The sequence below is a fragment of the Bacillus sp. UNC322MFChir4.1 genome (assembly GCF_000746135.1).
Taxonomy (GTDB): domain Bacteria; phylum Bacillota; class Bacilli; order Bacillales; family Bacillaceae_G; genus Bacillus_A.
The window spans coordinates 72,110-92,254 of record NZ_JQKQ01000015.1 but is presented as its reverse complement, the minus strand read 5'-3'; the positions used below and the strand labels follow the sequence as shown (position 1 = coordinate 92,254).

General features: G+C 34.7%; 20 protein-coding genes and 1 pseudogene. 7 read left to right on the top strand and 14 right to left on the bottom strand.

Translation table 11 applies throughout. The annotated features are described in order from the left end of the window. Nucleotides 1–7: 7 nt before the first annotated feature. Nucleotides 8–1,330: a 4-aminobutyrate--2-oxoglutarate transaminase gene (gabT, locus tag BR72_RS08605; RefSeq protein ID WP_051957266.1), complete on the bottom strand. Its 1,323-nt coding sequence runs from the start codon at nt 1,328–1,330 to the stop codon at nt 8–10. 28 nt (nt 1,331–1,358) lie between these two features. Next, nucleotides 1,359–2,807 carry an amino acid permease gene (locus tag BR72_RS08600; protein WP_051957265.1) on the bottom strand — a complete coding sequence of 483 codons (1,449 nt, stop codon included), beginning with the start codon at nt 2,805–2,807 and terminating at the stop codon, nt 1,359–1,361. A 308-nt stretch (nt 2,808–3,115) separates the two neighbouring features. Here BR72_RS08600 and BR72_RS26340 point away from each other — a divergent pair, with 308 nt between their 5' ends. Then, a complete protein-coding gene (locus BR72_RS26340) occupies nt 3,116–3,268 on the top strand; it encodes a hypothetical protein (RefSeq protein ID WP_156107923.1) in 153 nt (50 codons plus the stop codon). Nucleotides 3,269–3,544: 276 nt separating this feature from the next. Then, a complete protein-coding gene (locus tag BR72_RS08595; RefSeq protein ID WP_035431966.1) occupies nt 3,545–3,829 on the top strand; it encodes a hypothetical protein in 285 nt (94 codons plus the stop codon). A gap of 147 nt (nt 3,830–3,976) precedes the next feature. Here BR72_RS08595 and BR72_RS08590 read toward each other — a convergent pair whose 3' ends face one another. The 11 genes and pseudogenes from BR72_RS08590 to BR72_RS08540 form a co-directional block, all read right to left on the bottom strand. Further along, the gene (locus BR72_RS08590; protein ID WP_035431964.1) at nt 3,977–4,354 is read right to left on the bottom strand and encodes an immunity 22 family protein; all 378 of its coding nucleotides are present in this window, start codon (nt 4,352–4,354) and stop codon (nt 3,977–3,979) included. Between the two features lie 222 nt (nt 4,355–4,576). Continuing rightward, on the bottom strand, nt 4,577–4,981 hold the full coding sequence (locus tag BR72_RS08585) for an immunity 22 family protein (protein ID WP_035431962.1): 405 nt from the start codon (nt 4,979–4,981) through the stop codon (nt 4,577–4,579). Between the two features lie 354 nt (nt 4,982–5,335). Next, nucleotides 5,336–5,848, bottom strand: a complete 513-nt coding sequence (locus tag BR72_RS26710) for an SMI1/KNR4 family protein (protein WP_051957273.1) — start codon at nt 5,846–5,848, stop codon at nt 5,336–5,338. 111 nt (nt 5,849–5,959) lie between these two features. Continuing rightward, nucleotides 5,960–6,394 (bottom strand): annotated as a pseudogene (locus BR72_RS26705) (SMI1/KNR4 family protein); the annotation flags it as partial. A gap of 105 nt (nt 6,395–6,499) precedes the next feature. After that, complete coding sequence (locus tag BR72_RS08570) at nt 6,500–7,969, bottom strand: TROVE domain-containing protein (protein WP_035431961.1); 1,470 nt, start codon at nt 7,967–7,969, stop codon at nt 6,500–6,502. A 796-nt stretch (nt 7,970–8,765) separates the two neighbouring features. Further along, the gene (locus BR72_RS08565) at nt 8,766–8,975 is read right to left on the bottom strand and encodes a hypothetical protein (RefSeq protein ID WP_035431959.1); all 210 of its coding nucleotides are present in this window, start codon (nt 8,973–8,975) and stop codon (nt 8,766–8,768) included. Between the two features lie 79 nt (nt 8,976–9,054). Beyond that, nucleotides 9,055–9,750, bottom strand: coding sequence for an endonuclease V (locus BR72_RS08560; RefSeq protein ID WP_035431957.1), 696 nt, complete (start codon nt 9,748–9,750; stop codon nt 9,055–9,057). Between the two features lie 127 nt (nt 9,751–9,877). Beyond that, nucleotides 9,878–10,234, bottom strand: coding sequence for an Imm3 family immunity protein (locus tag BR72_RS08555; protein WP_035431955.1), 357 nt, complete (start codon nt 10,232–10,234; stop codon nt 9,878–9,880). Nucleotides 10,235–10,292: 58 nt separating this feature from the next. Further along, nucleotides 10,293–11,432: an agmatine deiminase family protein gene (locus BR72_RS08550; protein WP_035431953.1), complete on the bottom strand. Its 1,140-nt coding sequence runs from the start codon at nt 11,430–11,432 to the stop codon at nt 10,293–10,295. A gap of 79 nt (nt 11,433–11,511) precedes the next feature. Then, nucleotides 11,512–12,339: a MerR family transcriptional regulator gene (locus BR72_RS08545; RefSeq protein WP_035431951.1), complete on the bottom strand. Its 828-nt coding sequence runs from the start codon at nt 12,337–12,339 to the stop codon at nt 11,512–11,514. Between the two features lie 667 nt (nt 12,340–13,006). After that, nucleotides 13,007–14,437, bottom strand: coding sequence for an IS4 family transposase (locus BR72_RS08540; RefSeq protein WP_156107922.1), 1,431 nt, complete (start codon nt 14,435–14,437; stop codon nt 13,007–13,009). Nucleotides 14,438–14,685: 248 nt separating this feature from the next. Between BR72_RS08540 and BR72_RS08535 the strand changes: the two genes are divergently transcribed. Further along, nucleotides 14,686–15,243 (top strand): hypothetical protein, encoded by a 558-nt coding sequence (locus BR72_RS08535; RefSeq protein ID WP_371261909.1) that lies wholly within the window; start codon nt 14,686–14,688, stop codon nt 15,241–15,243. 137 nt (nt 15,244–15,380) lie between these two features. On the opposite strand, the gene BR72_RS08530 is transcribed toward BR72_RS08535, so the two are convergent. Next, nucleotides 15,381–15,761, bottom strand: a complete 381-nt coding sequence (locus tag BR72_RS08530; RefSeq protein WP_035431947.1) for a hypothetical protein — start codon at nt 15,759–15,761, stop codon at nt 15,381–15,383. 496 nt (nt 15,762–16,257) lie between these two features. Here BR72_RS08530 and BR72_RS08525 point away from each other — a divergent pair, with 496 nt between their 5' ends. The 4 genes from BR72_RS08525 to BR72_RS08510 all read left to right on the top strand — a co-directional run bounded on the left by BR72_RS08525 (nt 16,258) and on the right by BR72_RS08510 (nt 19,847). After that, nucleotides 16,258–16,830: a DUF6037 family protein gene (locus BR72_RS08525; RefSeq protein ID WP_035431946.1), complete on the top strand. Its 573-nt coding sequence runs from the start codon at nt 16,258–16,260 to the stop codon at nt 16,828–16,830. A gap of 25 nt (nt 16,831–16,855) precedes the next feature. Beyond that, on the top strand, nt 16,856–17,884 hold the full coding sequence (locus BR72_RS08520; RefSeq protein ID WP_035431943.1) for a hypothetical protein: 1,029 nt from the start codon (nt 16,856–16,858) through the stop codon (nt 17,882–17,884). A gap of 534 nt (nt 17,885–18,418) precedes the next feature. After that, on the top strand, nt 18,419–19,171 hold the full coding sequence (aiiA, locus tag BR72_RS08515) for a quorum-quenching N-acyl homoserine lactonase AiiA (protein WP_035431942.1): 753 nt from the start codon (nt 18,419–18,421) through the stop codon (nt 19,169–19,171). A 244-nt stretch (nt 19,172–19,415) separates the two neighbouring features. Further along, the gene (locus tag BR72_RS08510) at nt 19,416–19,847 is read left to right on the top strand and encodes an NUDIX hydrolase (RefSeq protein WP_035431940.1); all 432 of its coding nucleotides are present in this window, start codon (nt 19,416–19,418) and stop codon (nt 19,845–19,847) included. The last annotated feature ends 298 nt before the right edge of the window (nt 19,848–20,145 follow it).

Here is a 20,145-nt window from a genome sequence, read left to right as displayed (position 1 = left end):
CTTCTTCTTATTTCGATACCCTAGCAATTGCCGCTTCAAGAATAGCGAGTCCTTCTTCAAGCTGTTCATCTGTAATAACGAGCGGCGGTAAGAAACGAAGTACACTGCTGTAAATGCCCGCACTTATTGTAATTAAACCTTTATTGTGTGTTTCCTGCATAATTGCTTTCACTTCTTCTGTTGCCGGCTCTTTCGTATTTCGATCCTTAACAAGTTCCATAGCTGTCATCGCTCCGAGGCCTCTCACATCGCCTATTAATTCATATTTATCTTTCCAGCTATTGAACACTTCCATCATACGATCGCCAATTTCCCGGGCACGTTTCACTAATTGTTCTTCTTCAATGACATCTAAAACAGCTAAAGCTGCCGCGCAAGCAACTGGACTTCCTGAAAACGTACCGCCAAGCTGCCCTGGGCCAGGTGCATCCATTAGTTCCGCTTTTCCTGTCACTGCGCTAAGCGGCATACCGGCAGCGATTGATTTTGAAAATGTCATTAAATCAGGAGCTACCCCAAAATGATCCATTGCAAACAAGTTTCCTGTACGAGCAAAGCCCGTTTGAATTTCATCTGCAATCATGACAATCCCATATTTATCACAAAGATCTCTTACTCCTTGTATAAACGCAGCACTTGGGACAATAAATCCGCCTTCCCCTTGAAGTGGTTCCAAAATAATCGCCGCAATGTTATCACTTGCCACTTCTTCTAACATAAAGCGTTCGAAATACGCTAAAATTTGTCCATCCACTTCCTCTGTCGTCATCCCGTCTTCCGCGCGGTAATAATACGGATAAGGTAGTTTGTATGTATCTGGCGCAAACGGACCAAATCCATGTTTATACGGTTTTACTTTACTTGTAAGAGACATTGTCATTAATGTCCGCCCATGATAAGCACGTTCAAACGAAACGATAGCACTGCGCCCCGTAGCTTTTCGCGCGATTTTCACCGCATTTTCAACCGCTTCCGCTCCGCTGTTGGCAAACAGCGTTTTTTTCTTAAAATCGCCCGGCGTTAATTCATTCAATCTTTCAGCTAACGCAACGTAACTTTCATACGGCGCTACATGAAAACAAGTATGAATGGAAGATTCCACTTGCTCTTGAATCGCTTTTACTACTTTCGGATGACAATGCCCGACATTTTGCATTCCAATTCCGCCGGCAAAATCGATTAATTCATTGCCATCTATATCCGTAATCATGGCTCCTTTTGCCGATTGAACGTAGAAATTCGTAATATTATACGGACCTTGTGGCACCGCATTTTTTCTTCTCTCATGTAAAATTGCAGATTTTGTAGTAACCATATTATCTTTTAACATTCGAACATACCCCTTTTTCATTTTTGACTTAATCCTTCTCTAAACCAATCTCCGAACCTTTTAAAATAGGAAACTCTTGTTTATTTCTAACTCTTAGAAAATACGATGCGATCACCACTACAGCAGCTAAAATCGTCAAATAAAATTGCATGCGCATATCCGCGATAAATGCTTGCGAAACGAATATCGTAACAATCATCAGAAGCGTTGCGTATGTGAGATAAGGGAATAACCACATTTTCACTTTTAATTTCCCTGGATTTTCCCTTTCCGCTTCTCGTCTTAAACGGATATGAGATACCGCAACAAACATATACATCAGCATCGTAACGCCGCCTGAGCTGTTTGCGAGAAAAGCAAATAGTTTATCAGGAGATATAAACTTCAGCGCCGCGCAAATGAATGCAAATATAACACTTGCCACGATCGCCCAAATTGGTGCACCTTTACTGTTTAATTTTGAAAACATAAGAGGAGCATCTCCCTTTTTCGAAAGCGAAAATAACATGCGAGAACTTGTGTATAATCCTGAATTTAAAACAGATAATAGCGACAGGAACACAACACCGTTCATAATTTCCGCAGCAGCCGGAACTCCCGCCATTCGGAATAAACTCGCATACGGAAGCTTCAATAATTCTGCATTATTCCACGGCATAAAAACGACCAAGATTGTTACAGAGCCTACGAAAAACAACATAAGACGCCAAACAACACTGTTAATCGCTTTAATTACATTTTTCTCTGGATTTTCCGATTCGCCCGCCGCAATCGCAGCTACTTCACTCCCTGATAAAGAGAAGGAAATAAATACAACACTCAGTAATACAGGAACAATCCCTTTCGGAAAAAAGCCGCCATTTGCAGCAATCGTCGAAAAGTTAGGCCTGTCTACACCAGGAACAAATCCAAAAATCATCGCAATTCCTAACCCTAAAAAGATCAGAATCGCCGCAACTTTAATAAACGCTAACCAATATTCAAACTCTCCGTACAGCTTAACGGAATAAATATTCGTAATCGTCATTAATATAATCATGAACAAACTAGCAATCCACGCTGGTATAGAAGGGAACCAATTATTAACCATCGCCCCGAGCAACACCGCTTCAATTGCGATAATAATGACCCAGTTAAACCAATATAACCAACCGATTGTATACCCCGCCCACGGCCCAATTGCCTTATGAGCATACGTTGCAAAAGAACCGCTATCAGGATTAACCGCAGCCATCTCCCCTAACATCCGCATCACAAGAACAACCATTAAAGCCCCTATCACATAAGACAAAATTGCCGCCGGACCCGTTGATTGAATAATCGTCCCGCTCCCTACAAATAACCCCGCTCCAATAACCCCACCTATTGAAATCATCGTTATATGCCTGGTCTTCAAGTCTTTTTGCAGTTCATTTTTTTCTTTAGCCAAAAAGATCACCAACCTATACGTATTGATAACGCTTTCCAAAAACCCCATTCATAGAACAAAATAAAAAGAGCCAGAAAAACAATGTAAACAATTACACTGCATTTTACTGTCTCTATCCCGATGGCTCGTCTTCCTGCTAAGGAAGTTCAAGTGGAAAGAAGCCAATTATTCACTATGAAATTCAACAGATCAACATTCGGGCTTGCAGGGAGGCTAATCACTGTCATCCGATAATAAACTAATAATAATACAAGAATACTGAATATTCAAGATTTATTTTAAATTCAGTTAACTGTTCGTTGTCGTAAACCGTTTTGGTTGAATATATTATCGTACAACCATAGAGGTGGGGTAATATGAAACGCGAACAATATCGGCAAATGGAGGAAAAAGATTTACCGCTCGTAGAACCGAAAGCGTATGAAAATGTGAAACAAATTGCTATTGTCGGTATTTCGACTTTCGTTGGATTATCAGTTTATAGCATAGTAGTGACTCTTTTTTCGTAACCGATCAACGGAATAGCGTGATGCCGACAAATCTGCTGGATTAGACATGTTCATATTAATCAATAATACAATATTGAACGTTTTTTCCAATATATCGGCGATTTTTCAAATATATCGACCGATCTTTGGAATATATCGGCGATTCGACACAAGATAAAGACTTATCGACAAAATTCGTCACACAAAACCTACAAATTCTCGCCAAAGTCTATCCATAAGTATGGATGAATTTCATCCAATCATGGAACAATATACACGAAAGGAGATGACTTTCTGTTGTATACATACATCTTATACGATGCAAAAGATTCGTTTGGCATCAACAAATCGTACCACATTAAATGCGGAGTTCCGCCTCACCGGTTTCGAGCGATTATGATGGAGTTTCGCCGTAATCAAGAAATAGGAGAAAACATGAAAGAATTTATCACTTTCATGGAACGGGAATTTGGTGAAGACTTCGAACTGTTTGAGTATGACGACATTGTGCAGTACGATGCCGATCAAGAGAATAGCATGATATTGGCGAATTTGCTGGATCAGGCTGATGAACATGTCTAAAAGGACTGCCCCTTAGCAATGTTTATGCGCTTCTCTATTAATCAATAATGCGATATCGACGATTCGACGTGGAAATAAAAACCTTGAGAGAAAATAAAGATAAGCAGCTTGAAACTACAAGCTGCTTATAAATTATTTACATTCATACTACTGTAGATAACTAATAGAAGTAATATAATCAAAATCCCCAGAAGAACTAACTAGATTCTGGTACTCAAAATTATAAATTAAAACAATAGCATTATACGACTTATTTAAGTTAACATATTCTCTAATTTTAGGTAGTATCATTTCGTCATATGAGCAGCCCTCTAACAAAACAGAGATATTATCACTTTCTTCTTCTAATACTTCTTTTTCGATAAAATCTTCATCTATTTCATTCCTATCAATATTGAAATCCACAAAAAATTTAGAAGGTATAGACTCTCCATCTTCATCGTATGTTAAATCAACATATTCCTCTAACTGGTGTTGTGTTTTAATATTACCTAACCATATTGAAACCGTTCCTTGCTTTTCCATACATAACACACTCCTACTGTCATCTTAATCCTTCTGACAATGATGAAATACCGCCCTCTGATCTAGTTATAGTCCATTTCATGTATCAATAATTCATTATGTGCTTTTAGAATCTACAAATTTAACATCAAATATTACTTTTCTTAAATCTTTCATTTTTTAAACTTGAATTGCAATTCATTACTAGAAAAAGAGCCACGTTATAATGAACGTACAACATCTTTATTCATCCCATTCCTCGTATACAACTGATCCCATATAAATTAAATTTCCACTTTTGAATTTAGTTTCATCTACCTCTTCATCGTACTCAAAATCATACAATCTGATAACAGCATTATAGCCTTCTGGTAATTCCTCTCCGTAATGTTCAACAAATTGCGGTAAAATGTCCACTTCGTAAGAGGAACCACTTAAAAGCAAGGCCAAAGATGTAGTGGAGTCCTCTATAAAGGTGCTTTCTGATAAATCTTGATTATACTCAATAAAATCAAGATGAAAATCTCTCATGAACTGAGATGGGATTCTATCTCCAACTTTATCAAACTTTATTTCAACATATTCTTTTAAATTTTGTTTCGTTCTAAAATTTCCTATCCATAAAGACATTACGCCTGGGTTTTCCATAATGACTCCCCCTATATACAAATTATAGTAACATCTATCCATCTTAACTCTTCAGGTAATGTGCTTATTCCATACTTTCATGATCATTTTTTATCAGCAACTCAAAATTATATACTTCTTAAAAGATTCTTACTAAAATTTATTCAGTAGAAGTCAATGTAAATAAAGGATGTCCCAAAAGATCGTTATTCAACGACTTTTTGGGACACCCTCCTCGCTAACCGCTTAAAATATTTATCTAAGATTCAGTTCAGCCTTTAGAAGAACCACGATCTCTTCCTTTTTCATGTATAAAAGAAATCAAGTAGTTAAAATGTGGTCACTGTGCCCAATCTTAAATGTCTGTTTACAATTTTATGATACTGGCGGAAAAAATAAATTATTTACAAAGTCTCCAAAACTCTTTGCCATCAGTATAATATACTCTTCCCTTAATTCATTATCTTCTTCAAAATAACCTAGATCACAGAAGTACACGTAACCTGCATCTTTTCCCTCAATCGACAAACATATTAAGTTATCGACTGGATCAATTCCTATAGGTAAGAAATTGTTTGGGACTATATTTTCTCTATTATATAAAGAATACATCCCTTCAAGGTTATTTTCTGTTTCTAGAGAAAGCGGAAAAAACAGCATAATTGATGAAGTAATGGTAGCCCCTTTATTATTACAAATTGTAAATCTTCTACGATCCGTCTTTCCACCATTGTTTAATAACAAAAAGTTTTTATAGTCATCTGGAAGTGCAATATTACATTTCATTTCAAAATCTTTAATATGTTGTTTATTTATGGATTCAAAGGAATATTCAAAATTAATATCCCTATTTCTCCTCTTTGTATAAAAATTCTCTTCTCCTTCTATTTCTTCTTCTTCTTCTTTTTCTTTTTCTTCTTCTTTTTCTTTTTCTTCTTCTTCTTCTTCTTCTTCTTCTTCTTCTTCTTCTTCTTCTTCTTCTTCTTCTTCTTCTTCCAAAGAATACAATTTATTAAGCAATTCCGTAAATGTATTACAAATTAGCTCAATTGAATTCTCACCTTGTTCTTCATGATCAAAAAAAACAACAGTTGGTTCATTATTACTCTGCCGATAATCAAAACAAATTAAATTTCCGAAAGGATCTCTAGCAAAAGGAATAATACCTTTTTGCAAAGACTCTTTAGAAAATTCATAAATTGCTTCTATACTAAAATCACCTGTAAAGCTCAATAAGTTATTAAAAACAGCTCCACCTTCACCTTCACCTTCATCACTAAAATCAAAATTATCCGGTTTAGGATAGCCACCATTATATTTTATGACACATTCTTTATAATCTTGAGGAAATTTTATTCCAAATGATTGCTCAACCTTAGATATTGTCTTTTCATCAACTGATTTATCGGTAAAAAGCCACGTTATTTCCCCCATAATAACTCCTCCAAAATCTTTTTTCAAAATCACTTGTATATTAGTAATATTAAAACTTTTATTATTAAACATCTTACTATTACAAATAAAGTTGCTGTAACAAAATTATTGATAATCTTCAATAGCCGAGATAAGAGAACCTGTTCCTTCTTCAGCATAACGAATGAAGTCCAAGCATTTTTCACTCCAGCCACCGATTAAATTTGCTTTTTCTCCTACAAATTGTTGGTTACCGTAACTATTTAAATTGAAGGAGTGAACCCAAACATCAGGATTAACTTCACGGCGATATGTTTCAAGAAGAATTTGTGAAGAATTTTCTTCACATTCATCTCCGTACACTTGCTCATCAGAGAAGACGAGGATGCGGTCAACTTTGATTTTGTTATCTAATAAATATTGGATAGAAAGATATAAGTTTGTTCCATATCCGTGTTCATTAACTTCTGATAAAAATGTGTTCATGTTCTCTAAAATGCCAGAACGAGTAGAAACATTTATCACTTTGAAATCAGTTGCGAATACAGATGTAATCGAATTATCACAGAAGGAGTGTGCCATTGCCATCATAAGCGTAGCAATATCTGCACATTTAACGGTCCCATCTTTCGAAACAGGATAACATGTCATAGAGCCTGAGATATCTGCTGTCATAAATGTTTTACCTGATAGTCTTGGCATGTTTGTAACAGATGATTCAATTGCGTCATTCAATACATCTAATAATTCGCTTCCTGCTTGCGGTAATTTTTCCTGCACGACGCGATAGGCTGAGAAAAAGCGAAATGGTAATTGTTTTGATTTTTTTACTCTCTCAGGATCGCGAAGAATGTTATATACTGTATCAATATTTGATGCACCTGAATTTACGATATTGCGAAGATTACGAAGTAAGGCCATATAACCTACTTTCCCGCTATCGATTAATTCTTCCCATACTTCTCTTTTGTTTCCTTTTTGAGAAAGTTCTGTTTCCCATGTATATGGTACTTGTAGTGTATTTTCTAACAAACGCTTATAAAGTTCATAACGTTCTGTTCCTTCTATTGCAGATGGACTAACTAAACGAAATACATCTTTCAATGTAACGTCTTTTCCTGTGCGATTGTATTTTGCTAATTGATATTCATCAAACGTAGCAAATGCATCTGCCAATCCTTTTTTCAAAGAGTTTGGAATTGGATGTTTCCGGCCATATACACCTAATTGGTATGCCATCATTTCTGTTACATCATCAGGTCGCTGCGCAATGCGAGAAACCGTTTGACGAGCATATTTACGACCTTCAGGGTGGTTTGCGAGTTCCACTGCTAAGACATGTGTAACAGAACGCATGTAGAACACTTCACGTGCATACACCGCTAAATTTGCAACAAATTGAGGATCTCTGTCCATAACCTGTTTTGCAGTAGTAACTAATTCTTTGCTGTTGTCGCCATAAAATTTTGGCTCATTAAAGAAAGATGTTAATACCATCGTAACTAATTTATCTTTATCATACATTTTATAAGCTTTTCCGCCCTCTTTTGTATATGTTTGACGGCTTCCTTGAGAAGAATGATTAAACTTTGACATTATGATCTACCCCCAGAGATTTTTTGACACTACTGGTTGAAATACAAATAAAAAAGGCAACGTATATACGTTGCTCTTTTCACTCATTCCTAACACTTCAGAACGATTGGAAACAGGAACAGACAATTTATTCAGGGAAACGGGATTCGAGCCCCGCAAACCTAGCTCCTATATGACGCTTAGTGTTATGAATCAAAGAAAAGTACTAAATTGTTGCGGAACTTACCGCACCTACAGCGTTTCATATTAGCAAACGAAGTATGAGCTACCTACAATGCTCCTGTTATATGTAATGCTTAAAGATTTGGGAGATAAGCGAAAAGGCTCATTACGTTGCTCTACCACTGAGCTACCTCCCAAAGTTGGGAGGATGGGATTCGAACCCATGACACACGGCTTACAAGGCGAAGAAATCCTTCTCTACACTGCCCAAATCTATAAAGTATGAATTATAGATTCGAAGAAAAGGGAGATAGGCGGAAAGACTCAATATGTTGCTCTACCAAACTGAGCTACTCCCCCCTACGTTTATAAAACGACGGGGGAGGCAAGGATTCGAACCTGCGACCTACCGCTTAACAGGCGAAGAAATTCTTTCCTACACTGCCCTTTTCTTTTTGTTACTTATTGATTTCATTATACTCATTAATCAAAACTTTGGCAATTATTAGCACTTTTGAAAAATCTTATCTTTTTCGTCTATAAATCTTAAAGCTTCTGTATTTCACAATTTAATTCAATTAGATTGTATGAAAATACTGTGTTAGACTAACTAGCAGTTTTCAAATAGCTAAATTTAAGAATTTTTGATAATGCCACTTACTCCTTCGAAAATAACATCTCTTAATACTTCATTATAACTTGTATATTCTCTATCATACTTTATCTTATCAAAAGCTTGTTTTATAACACCGTCAACCATAATCGTCAAACCCTCTATATCCTCTGGGCTTCCCTCTTTCTTAAAAGTTTCATTTAAAATAACTAATTTTCCTTCTTTTGACATGTTTTTATTCTCCTTTAAAGTTTTCAATTTGCATTTATAGTAGGAAAGATTCTTTCTTTATTAGCTTTTGAAACTATATTTACTTTTCTATCTTTGAAAGTTCCCCTCTCCTTGCCTCATGAGTAGCTAAATCTGCATATCTTGTTGTAATAGGTAACCGACTATTTTTTTCTACAAAATGCAAAACAACATGGGTAGCAGTATCTAAATCAATCCAATTCCCACAAGAAACAAAAATTGGTTTTACATTTTCTCTAGTTCTTAGCGTTCTTCCATAAACTTCTTCATTTACAACGATCTCAGTATACGAACCTACTTCGTTTTCAGGTTCGATAAAGTCAACATTATTTATTTTTAAATACGTTTTGGCTACTCCAATAGTTGGCTTTTTTAAATAGAAAGACGCATGCGTTGCGATTCCCATATGACGATTATGTAAATAACCATTTCCATCAAACATATATAAGTCTGGAAAACTTTTTAATTTTTTAACTGTATCAAGCACTAATGGTAATTCCCTAAATGCTAGATAACCAGAAATATACGGAAACTCGATTTTATCTATATGATGAATTTCTTCTATAATTTCCCTTGTAAGATAATCGAACACAACAATGCAGCAGACTCCATAGTCAATTCCCTCATTAGACCAATAAGCAATATCTATTCCCGCTACTAATTTTATATCTTCTAGTTTAAATGTATTTTTTAAAGAAATGTTACTTGATAATTGTTTTTGCAGCTTCTCTAACTCATTGATATCGTGTTTTTTCATAATTTTTCACCCGAATTTTCACATAGTCCAAATCTCATTTAGTTAGCTCTTTTTTCTTCAACAATTTGACCATTTTCATCCCAAATCCTATACTGTATTTTTCCTTTTGAGAAGTCATTTCTCCAAATTATCCAGCATATGGATTATAATCAATTTCTACTTTTTTTAGACCTACCAATACTTTTTTTATTCTATTAGATAAATCCGCGATTTCCTCTTTAGTTAATTCCTCTTCCGCATCTAGCGGTTTAAACATACTTAAACACTTTGTTATCCTTTCAACAGTACCAACGAAAACTTTGTCATGAGTAATTAAAATCTCTCCTATAGCAGCATCCCTCACAACGTCTTCTATCTCACCTAAATTCCAGTATTCATCGACTAGTCTTGCTATTGCCTCTCTATACCCTCTATTTAAACTTAAAAAATCATTATAGTCCTCTTTGATCGCTTCAAATAATTCATTGTATCCCCAGTATTTCACTAAATCTCCCTTCATACTTAACTTTTGAATATATTGGAATTCACAGCAACAAACTCTATCACTTTAAACTGACCGGTTGTTGCTGTGTAACACAATGAATCATACCACCATTTTTATACAGTTCCCTTACATCAATTCCAATCACCTTACGGTCAGGATATAGTTTTTGGATTCTATCGTTTGCTATTTTATCATTAGGATCATTATAATTCGGAACTAATACAACTGTATTCCCTATGTAAAAATTTATATATGAACCTTTGTATCCCAAATCTTTTCCATTATCTAAAATTACATTGTTTTTACTAATTGGTAAATACACATGCTGATAAGGCTTGCCAAAGGCATTTTTAGCATTCATTAATGTTTTAATATCTTTATTTGAAACACCCCATTCCTCTAAATCATCTTCTTTCATTGTAATAATTGTAGACTGATCATAAAATTTAGCAAAACCATCAATATGGAAATCCGTAATATCCAAACCTGAGACACCATCTAGCCAAATAAAATTAGTAGCACCAAGATATTCTTCTATATACTCCTCTATTTCTGCTTCTGATAACTTAGGATTCCTGTTTTTGTTAACGACAGCACTACGTGTGGATAAAAATGTACCATTACCATCTAGTTCAAAGGCTCCACCTTCAAGTACTACATTAGTTAGATCAATTCTTTCCATACCTAATTGCTTACTAAGACTGCTTGGAATTAATGCATCCTTTTTATACGGGGTTTTCTTTCCCCATCCATTAAATCCCCAGTTCATGATTTTAATATTCTTATCCTTGTCATATACAAAAATCGGCGCAGAATCTCTTGCCCATACATCATTAGTAGGAATGATGTAAAAGTAAATTTTCCCCATATTTATACCCTTCTCATACAGAAGATTAGAAATATAATTCTTTTCGTATTCATTATATGCGATAATATGAACATTTTCTCCTTCGCTTAAAGCACTTGTCATCTCTATCCAAATTGATTCAACCTCTTCTTTATAACCTTTACCATATGTCAAGTTATGAGGCCATTGCAACCATGTACCTTCATGTTTGCCTCTTTCGTCAGGCATTGAGTATTTGCCTACACTTTGTTCTTTTATACTTTGGCTTTCATCAGCTTTACTTTGAATACATCCAGTTAAGATTCCAGCTACTAATACAGCCCCTGAGCACAGTATAATCATCTTATTCATTTCATAATCTCCTTATTATGTTTTGATTACTTTCTCTTGGAAGTAGAATAAGCTTTGACATAGTGTCAAGGTCAAGCAATTATTGTTTTTCTTTTTTGATGACAGGAAAACAGATTTGTGTCACATACTCCTCCACAGAGCAGTCACATTCTGGAACTTTCAAATAGGTTTCATAAGGCGGACCATCTAAGCAATAACCGTTGCATTCTGCCCATTCTTCAAGCGCCATATGTGCATATCCGATATAATCATAACTTCCGATATGCAATGTAGTGGCAATAAACTTTTGAGAGAGCTTTTTTATTTGCCATTCTCTTGATATATCTCTTTCATTCCCAGGAATAATCGGAATCATTAATTCAATATCGCTATAGTCAGGGCTAAACTCTTCATCAAAAAAAATGACAGAGGGTACACCACGTAACTGAATGTTACTTTCTTCCGCCTTATCGTATAAGGAATCAATGCACTTGTCTACATCAGCAATATGAATCTGCAATCTTTGACTTACGACACTTACCTCTTTTCTCATTCCGAGCAATATATCATATGCTCTTCTTTCTCCTTGAATCAAATCCACCTTTTTTTCAATCATCTCTTGCATTTCTATAATGATCCGTCTATATCGATTGATTTCCTTTGATAATTCATTTATTTTCAAATGTATGAATCTGATAAACAATTTTCTATCTGATGTCTGAAGGATGGTTTTAATCTCCGGCAAAGAAAATTTGTATTCTCTCAGCTTTTTGATTAGTAATGCCATTTCTAATTGACTATTCTCATAATATCTGTATCCATTCGCTGTATCTATATATACTGGCTTCAAGAGTCCTTCTTTGTCATAGTGTCGTAACATACGAGCACTCATTTTGCATAGCTGAGAAAATCTGCTAATCGTGTACATATTTCTCTCCTTACTTAGAATGATAAAATTTTTCAAGCAAATGACCAGGTAGTAGGGGTCCCCTACATCTTCGCAATTTTACCTTTAGAGACACACTGCTTCTTCAGGGCAATTAAAATATCTTCTTTTTCCCACATATCCATCACCTTATGATTCTCCTGGTCCGCATTGCTTTATACAAGGGTACCTTTCTTTGTCACTCAACCAATCTTTTAATCAGACTTTATTATAAAAATTGAACGGAGGTTTTTTGAAAGAAGAATTCGTTTCGATCAATCTTCTTTCAAAAAAAGAAAGCTAGTAGAATCAATATAGCTTTCTTTTTCCTTAACGTACAGGTAATCGGCTGAAATGTGTCTAAATTGTATCTAAACGTACAATTTTTTACTTTTGGTGACGTGATCCCATGCCCATCAACTTAAGAATTTTATAACCCCCAAAAACAAAAAAATTGTACATTTTCACATGAAGATGTCAATTTTCTCGCTTTGGGGTATTTGTATTTCTTAGCTTGATAGTGATGTGGTGGTACCCCACATCCATCAACTTAAGGTATATGTTTATACAAAGGCGGATCTTTCCATGTAGTTTTTCATTATTTTTTATAGATATCCTAAAAGTAGGCATATCAAATAAACCCTGACGGGTTACAATTTTTTCACTATAATTATGCTACCTGATGAATGGAAGTGGTATACTCATAAACAACACCCAAAATATCAAAGACCGTTTTTTTCTCATATCTGTGGGATTTTCGTCCGTTTCGCTGTAGGAGGTTAAACAGACGAAGGAGAATCTTTGATAATTCTTGGGTGTTTTTTTGTAATGCTTGATGAAACAGGAAGAAATAATCTTTAATCATGTACATCGCTTTATATTCACTTAGCTCTTTCTGTTTCTTACGTAACAGGAGTTCTCTCATTTTAAACATAGTAGAAGAACATAATAGGATACTAATGAGTTGTCCATAAAGGTGACATTCTAGCCGTTCTTGTTTTATAGATTTACAACGATGAATTTGAAACCAAGATTTCCACATTTTAAATAACAGCTCAATTTGCCAACGCAGTGAATATAAATCATAGATTTTCTCTTTTGGTACCCATTCCGAAGGAATGTTTGTCATATATACCGTAATTCCTTGTAAAAGCTTCGTACGATCTGTATATGTAATCCCCTTTTTCTTTTCACGAATAGCTCGATCACGTAGGCGTTTGTGTGTTTGCTCCTCCGTACATCTATAAACCACAATACGAGTAGGAAGCTTGTCTTTACTCCCTACATATACATCATGTAACTCATACACTTGTCCAGGTTGTAATTCTTTCATGATATCTTCCAGATAAACTTGTATATATACTGATCTCAATTGAGCGGGTTTTGTTTTAAATACCACTGTTTCGAATTCTTTTCTATATATTTTAGTTGGTAATTTAAGACGTGATAAATAATATCCTTGCTTATCTTGAATAGACTTAAAGTCTTGTAAACGAAAATATCCTAGGTCACGAATATATAGTTCATTCTTTTGTATCATACCTGTTCGAGTCGCACCATACGCCTGATCACTCCGTTTTCCTGGTTCAATTTTCACATCAGAAAATTCTCCACTCAATAAGTCATACTCTAGTTGAATTTTTACACCAGCTTTATGACTGCATCCTCCGGCACCAGGATAAGTAGATGCGAATCGATCTGGAACTTGAAAGGTTGTAGAATCAAGGATACGAATGCGCTCAAAGTAAGCAGAAAGAGAATGAGAAATCTTAGATAACCCTCCAATTTTAGCTTGTAGAAGTGTAGTAAATACAGTTCGAAAGAAGGCTACAGAAGCCGAATTAAATCGTCGATTAAGTCCCTCCGGACTTAATAAAACTCCTGTTGAAGTTTCTAATTGACTACAAAGTTGAGTAAGAGAGGTAGTAGCGACCTGTTGATTTAACCATACACACAAAGATAAAAAATGATGCCCGTGGCATTTACGTTTTCGTTTCATGCCGCCTGCTTCTATAGCCAATTGATTAAGTGTAGCGGGAGACATATATCGATATAACTCTTCGGCAAATAAAGACAACTCTTGTTTTTGATGCATATTCATAAAAAGCACGTCACCCTTTCTCATTAATATAAGAGAATGATAACGTGCTTTTAACTTCAAGAATAGTCCAAATCCTTAAGTTGATGGATGTGGGTCTGTACCCCTTAACGTACAATTTTCTTTTTTTTTAATAAGGTGACCCCTTGTAGACAAAGAAACTTTCTAAAATGTAACTAGGTGAATTTAATATCACTACTTCTAAAGATTATGATGTTACATATAGAATATGTATTATAAACCTTAAAGGAGTGTTGATATTGAAACGTACAGTTGGCGTACTTTCTACAGCATTATTAGCTGGAACTCTAGTGCTAGGTGTATCTAATTCAGAGGCCTCTGCAGCTTCTCTACCAAAATCTGTTGCACCTTATCAAGTAATGATTAAAGGAATGATTGGACCACAAATGTCAATTGATTTTAAAAACAAAGCTGATTTTGAAGACTACTTAAAAGAACATCCTGTTAATCGAAAGAACCCGAATAATAGTAGCTTAGTGGTAAATAGAGCGGCCATACATTCGACTTTTTATAAAGATGCTGATGGTAACGGGGCTACTATAAATATACCTGCAAGTAAAAATCCTGTGAAAATTTTTAATTTCACTGGGGATTCTAATGATTCTATTTCTTCTGTTCGTACACATGCCCATGGAGATTATACAATTATATATGAAGATTTTGATGGGAAAGGTCGAGCGATTGGACTAGCAAATACAGGAGCTCTTTATAATTTAATTAGCTCTATGGGTGATGGGGAAAGAATATGGAATGACGAAGCCTCATCGGCTACCGTAAAATCAAATTAGGTAAAGTTATCCAAAGAGGAATTAATTAAAATAGCTAAATCCATGCAGAAAATATAAAAAAGGTGAATATATTTTAAGTAACATATATTCACCTTTTTTCATTTAAAACGCCCGATTATTGAAGATCGAGTAAACTTCTATTTAAACTTTCCAGTTCTAACCCCCATCTCTCCATCACAATGATCTGCATCTAAACATTCTAAGCTGTAGTTCACCCAACCTACTGCTGCGTTGTAAGTTCCTGTATCCCATCTACGGATTCCATAGTCGTAAAAGGTTCTATTCCCCTGCCAGACGCGGGCCCGTACTCCGTACATACCGTAGTTGTCTGCACGAAACCAAACCTTTTCTCCAGGGGCTAACCAAATCCGTCCTTGGCTAAATTCAGAATCAGCATTGACACGTAAAGATCTTCGATCTGCAGCAGAAGCTTCCTCTATAGGGGATACAAATGTTATACCTGTTACTAAAGTTGTAGTTAAACCGCATGTTACCATTAACTTCTTGAGCTTCTCCATGGTTTAATCTCTCCTTTTACCCTAGGTTTCAGTATTAGAATAATGTCATAAACCCACTCCTTTAAAGTGTTATTTGCCAATACCAACTAATAGGTATTGGCAAATTCATTATATGTTTGGAATTATATTACAATTAATGAAATGCGAAATTTCCTGAAAACTAATACGACTTTTTCAACATTATTTGTTATTCGTAAAGATACACCTTTTTAAACAATCGTTCACTTTATAAGGTGGTTCATATGCAAAAAGTAAAACTAAGTTTACATATTTTCGCAATTTGTAAAACACATCGTTAAATATCCAAATAAAAACCCAGTAATATCATGTACACGTACTGATATCACTGGGTTTTATGAGTTTAACATTTTGTATCTTTTGTAAAACTCATTTCCTGTTTTTTATTTTACCTTAAATTGTAAATGGCTTATAATTATTTTATTCAGAATAGTCAGATATAAGAGTTAAATCATTATTTTATAGGGGGAATTTACAAATGAAATTAACAGGACTAGAGCCATTGTATAACAGTATGATTGAACAAAACCTTCAACGTGTAAAATTTTCAATAACTATTAATAAAGCCGTTTTTAGTATTATTTACATAATAGATTCTACGCCTCATGCACTTGCTATTGGAGTAAGAAATAAAAATCTCTTCTTTGAAGTTGCCGTCAAAGAAGGATTTGTTATTAATCCGTATTTAGGTGACACATACGGGGCCATTTGTGAAGCGCTAGGATTAACTTCAAGCCCCTCACAACCTTTTAGTCCTAAAAAATTTTATGAGGAAATTAACAGCAGAATTCCAAATACCACAAGCCCAAGACAGATTCCAAAACCAAGAGACTTTGCACCTTATAGAAAAGATGTAGAAGAACCGGAGAAAATTTACTTTTATGACTGGAGAGACAACACGATAAGGGGTGACAAAGTTAGACCTAAGAACCTCGCTAAAACCAAACAATGGCTGAGTGAAGAGGCATATAAAATGTGCAAAACCTATAATATTAGTAGCTGTTGGACTGCAGATCCATCTAAAGAAAAAGAATTCACATTACCAAGATAAGCACTTAAATACAAGGAGAGAGCTTATGAAATACGTTCAAGATTGTGAAGACCAAGAAACATACTGTTTCCATGATACAACTTCATCAGATTTGGCAAACCTCTATCGTTATCGAGTACGTTCTCCCTTAATTGAAGCGTGTATTGAGGGCGGTACAATAAATAATACAGAAATCATATCTTTTACCCTGCAAAATGAACGTTATAATTTCACAAGATATTATCTAACATCTTTGATTAAATTTGCTTTTAATATTCAAAGGCGTTTAGGCTATGAAGAAACATATTACATGCCAATTGAATATGGAGGAAATATTAATCGTCGGAAATATTTTGAAAATACATTAGAGTTAGCAAATTCAATTTCTGACGAGATGTTTTATGAAGCGGTTAAAGAAATACAAAATATATACGAGCATACTCAATACATGTTAAAAACATGTAACTTAATAGAAGAAGGAGGATTTGTACGGGTCTATCGCTCTTTAAATGCTATCGAATTAGCACAAGCCCTTCGACAAATAGAAATAGGTGGTTTAAATAATCCAGACTTTTCATTTAAAATTGATACAAATATCTTATTATCTGGTGAGTGCTTTCATGATAAATTGGATATAGCTTATAGTCATAAATTAATAAAGGTTTGTTTTAAAGTTCCAGTCGAAGATATTATTATACATCCTAATTTTATATTAACAAAACATGCCAAAACATCTTTTCAAGCTAATAGCCTAAAATATGAAAATGAGATTTTGTTTGTAAATAGACATCCTAGAGGAAAAATGACTTTTAAAAATAGAGATATCTATAATATAGATAAAGAGGCTTGTTATAAAAGTATTGAAAATTTAAATCAAAATCAGGGAAACTCGGACATTACTACTAAACAATATACATCTCATTATAGGTATGTAAATGATGCTACATATTATTTAATGATGGATGCTCAATTTTTAATATTAAACAGCCAATTACAAGATACGCTAACAAGGTTAAAGCCCCGTTTAAGAAAAAAAGTAATAAAAAACCTTAATGAATGGGACACTCAATTCTGACAAACCTATATGGGGTCACCATACATGCCCATGTTGAGCTGATTGCTCCCACAATAAATAATAGCAATGATAGAAACAAGTAATGTGTAATTTTCGTTTTGGGCTAATTCTGAATTCTTAAGTTGATGGATATGTGACGTGACCCCATGCCCATCAACTTAAGAAATTGAGTGTTCTCTAAAACGAAAAAAATGAGCTAAATTCTCATAAATAACTGTAAAAAAGGTATTTTTGCCCATCCCTCGAAAAAAGAAAACAAGACAAAATATACCAATGTGGAAAAGTAACTCTAAAATCAACCTTTGTTGTATATTTTGCGTTTACTTTTCTACGGAAAAGTAACACTTTTATTCTATACCTAAAGGCGGACTGAATTCCTGCATAGGCTTTCCAGTATCACTGAATTTGTAATGAAAAGTTGTGAACAATTGAAAAAATAATAGTTGAAATAATGAAAGGTGAGAAGGAGTTTATTTCTAATAAGCGAAATATTGTATTGTTTTATCCTAAATTATTTGTAAAGGTGGATACATAATGACAGTAAAGAAACTTTATTTCATCCCAGCAGGTCGTTGTATGTTGGATCATTCTTCAGTTAATAGTACACTTACACCGGGTAAACTATTAAATTTACCTGTTTGGTGTTATCTTTTGGAGACAGAAGAGGGACCTATTTTAGTAGATACAGGTATGCCAGAAAGTGCGCTTAATAATGAGAATCTTTTTAAAGGTACATTTGTTGAAGGACAAATTTTACCTAAAATGAATGAGAATGATAGGATCGTAAATATTTTAAAGCGTGCCGGATATGAACCAAAAGATCTTCTTTATATCATTAGTTCTCACTTGCATTTTGATCATGCAGGAGGAAATGGCGTTTTTACAAATACACCAATTATTGTACAGCGTGCTGAATATGAGGCAGCACTCCACAGAGAGGAATATTTGAAAGAATGTATATTGCCGAATTTAAACTATAAAATCATTGAAGGCGATTATGAAGTAGTGCCAGGTGTTCAATTAATATATACACCGGGACATTCGCCAGGGCATCAGTCATTATTAATTGAGACGGAAAAATCAGGTCCCGTGTTACTAACTATTGATGCATCATATACGAAAGAAAACTTTGAAGATGAAGTACCGTTTGCTGGATTTGATCCGGATTTAGCTTTATCTTCAATAAAACGTTTAAAAGATGTTGTTAGGAAAGCAAATCCGATTCTTTTCTTTGGACATGATATGGAGCAAGAAAAGGTCTGTAAAGTGTTCCCAGATTATTTGTGATATTGCATATAAAAAGTCATGGGCTCGTTAGCTGTAAATTTATAATAAAGTCTGACCGTTTATAAAAAAGATTGATCAAAAGTCCTGTATTGATGTAGGATTTTTTTGTTCTGCAATTGGACCATATTTTGGAATAAGGAAGGGGATTGGATTGTTCACTTTGAAATAGTAATTTATTCCAGAAAAGAGCAAGGTTGTTGTATAAAGATAAACATACTAAATTTATAGAAATGGAGGAAGTCAATTGGAACAAATCACACAAAATATTTATTCACCGCCAAAACATATAGTTTCAGCAGCGACTATTGTAATCAATGAACAAAAAGAAATTCTATTGATCAAGGGACCTAGAAGAGGTTGGGAAATGCCAGGTGGACAAGTTGAAGAAGGAGAATCTTTGAAAGATGCTGCAATAAGGGAAACTAAAGAGGAAACAGGTATTGATATTGAGGTTTTAAAATTTTGTGGAGTATTCCAAAATGTGAACCATTCAATATGTAATACGTTGTTCTTAGCTAAACCAGTTGGAGGCAAATTAACGACTACACCAGAAAGTTTGGAAGTAGGGTTCTATCCTATTGAGCAAGCTTTAGAAATGGTAACTTTTATGAATTTCAGACAAAGAATTGAATACAGTTTGGATGAAAACAAACAACCTTTTTATATAGAATTTTAAGAAACGATCTTCCATTATAATCTAAACTTAATAGGCATGTGACGTGGCCCCATGCCCATCAACTTAAGAACTTTATAACACCCCAAAACAAAAAAAATTGTACATTTTCACATAAAGTGAAACTTTAATCAGTGGGGGGGTTTTCTCGATCCCCCACTGATTATTAGTTGAACCAATCGGGCTTTTACGGGCAGTTTATCTCCCACCCAACTTCTTTGCTTTCGCCGAATTTTGAGGTGGGAGTATTACTGCCCGTTAATGCGGGATAAAGATGGCAATTTTCGCGTTTTGGGGGTAT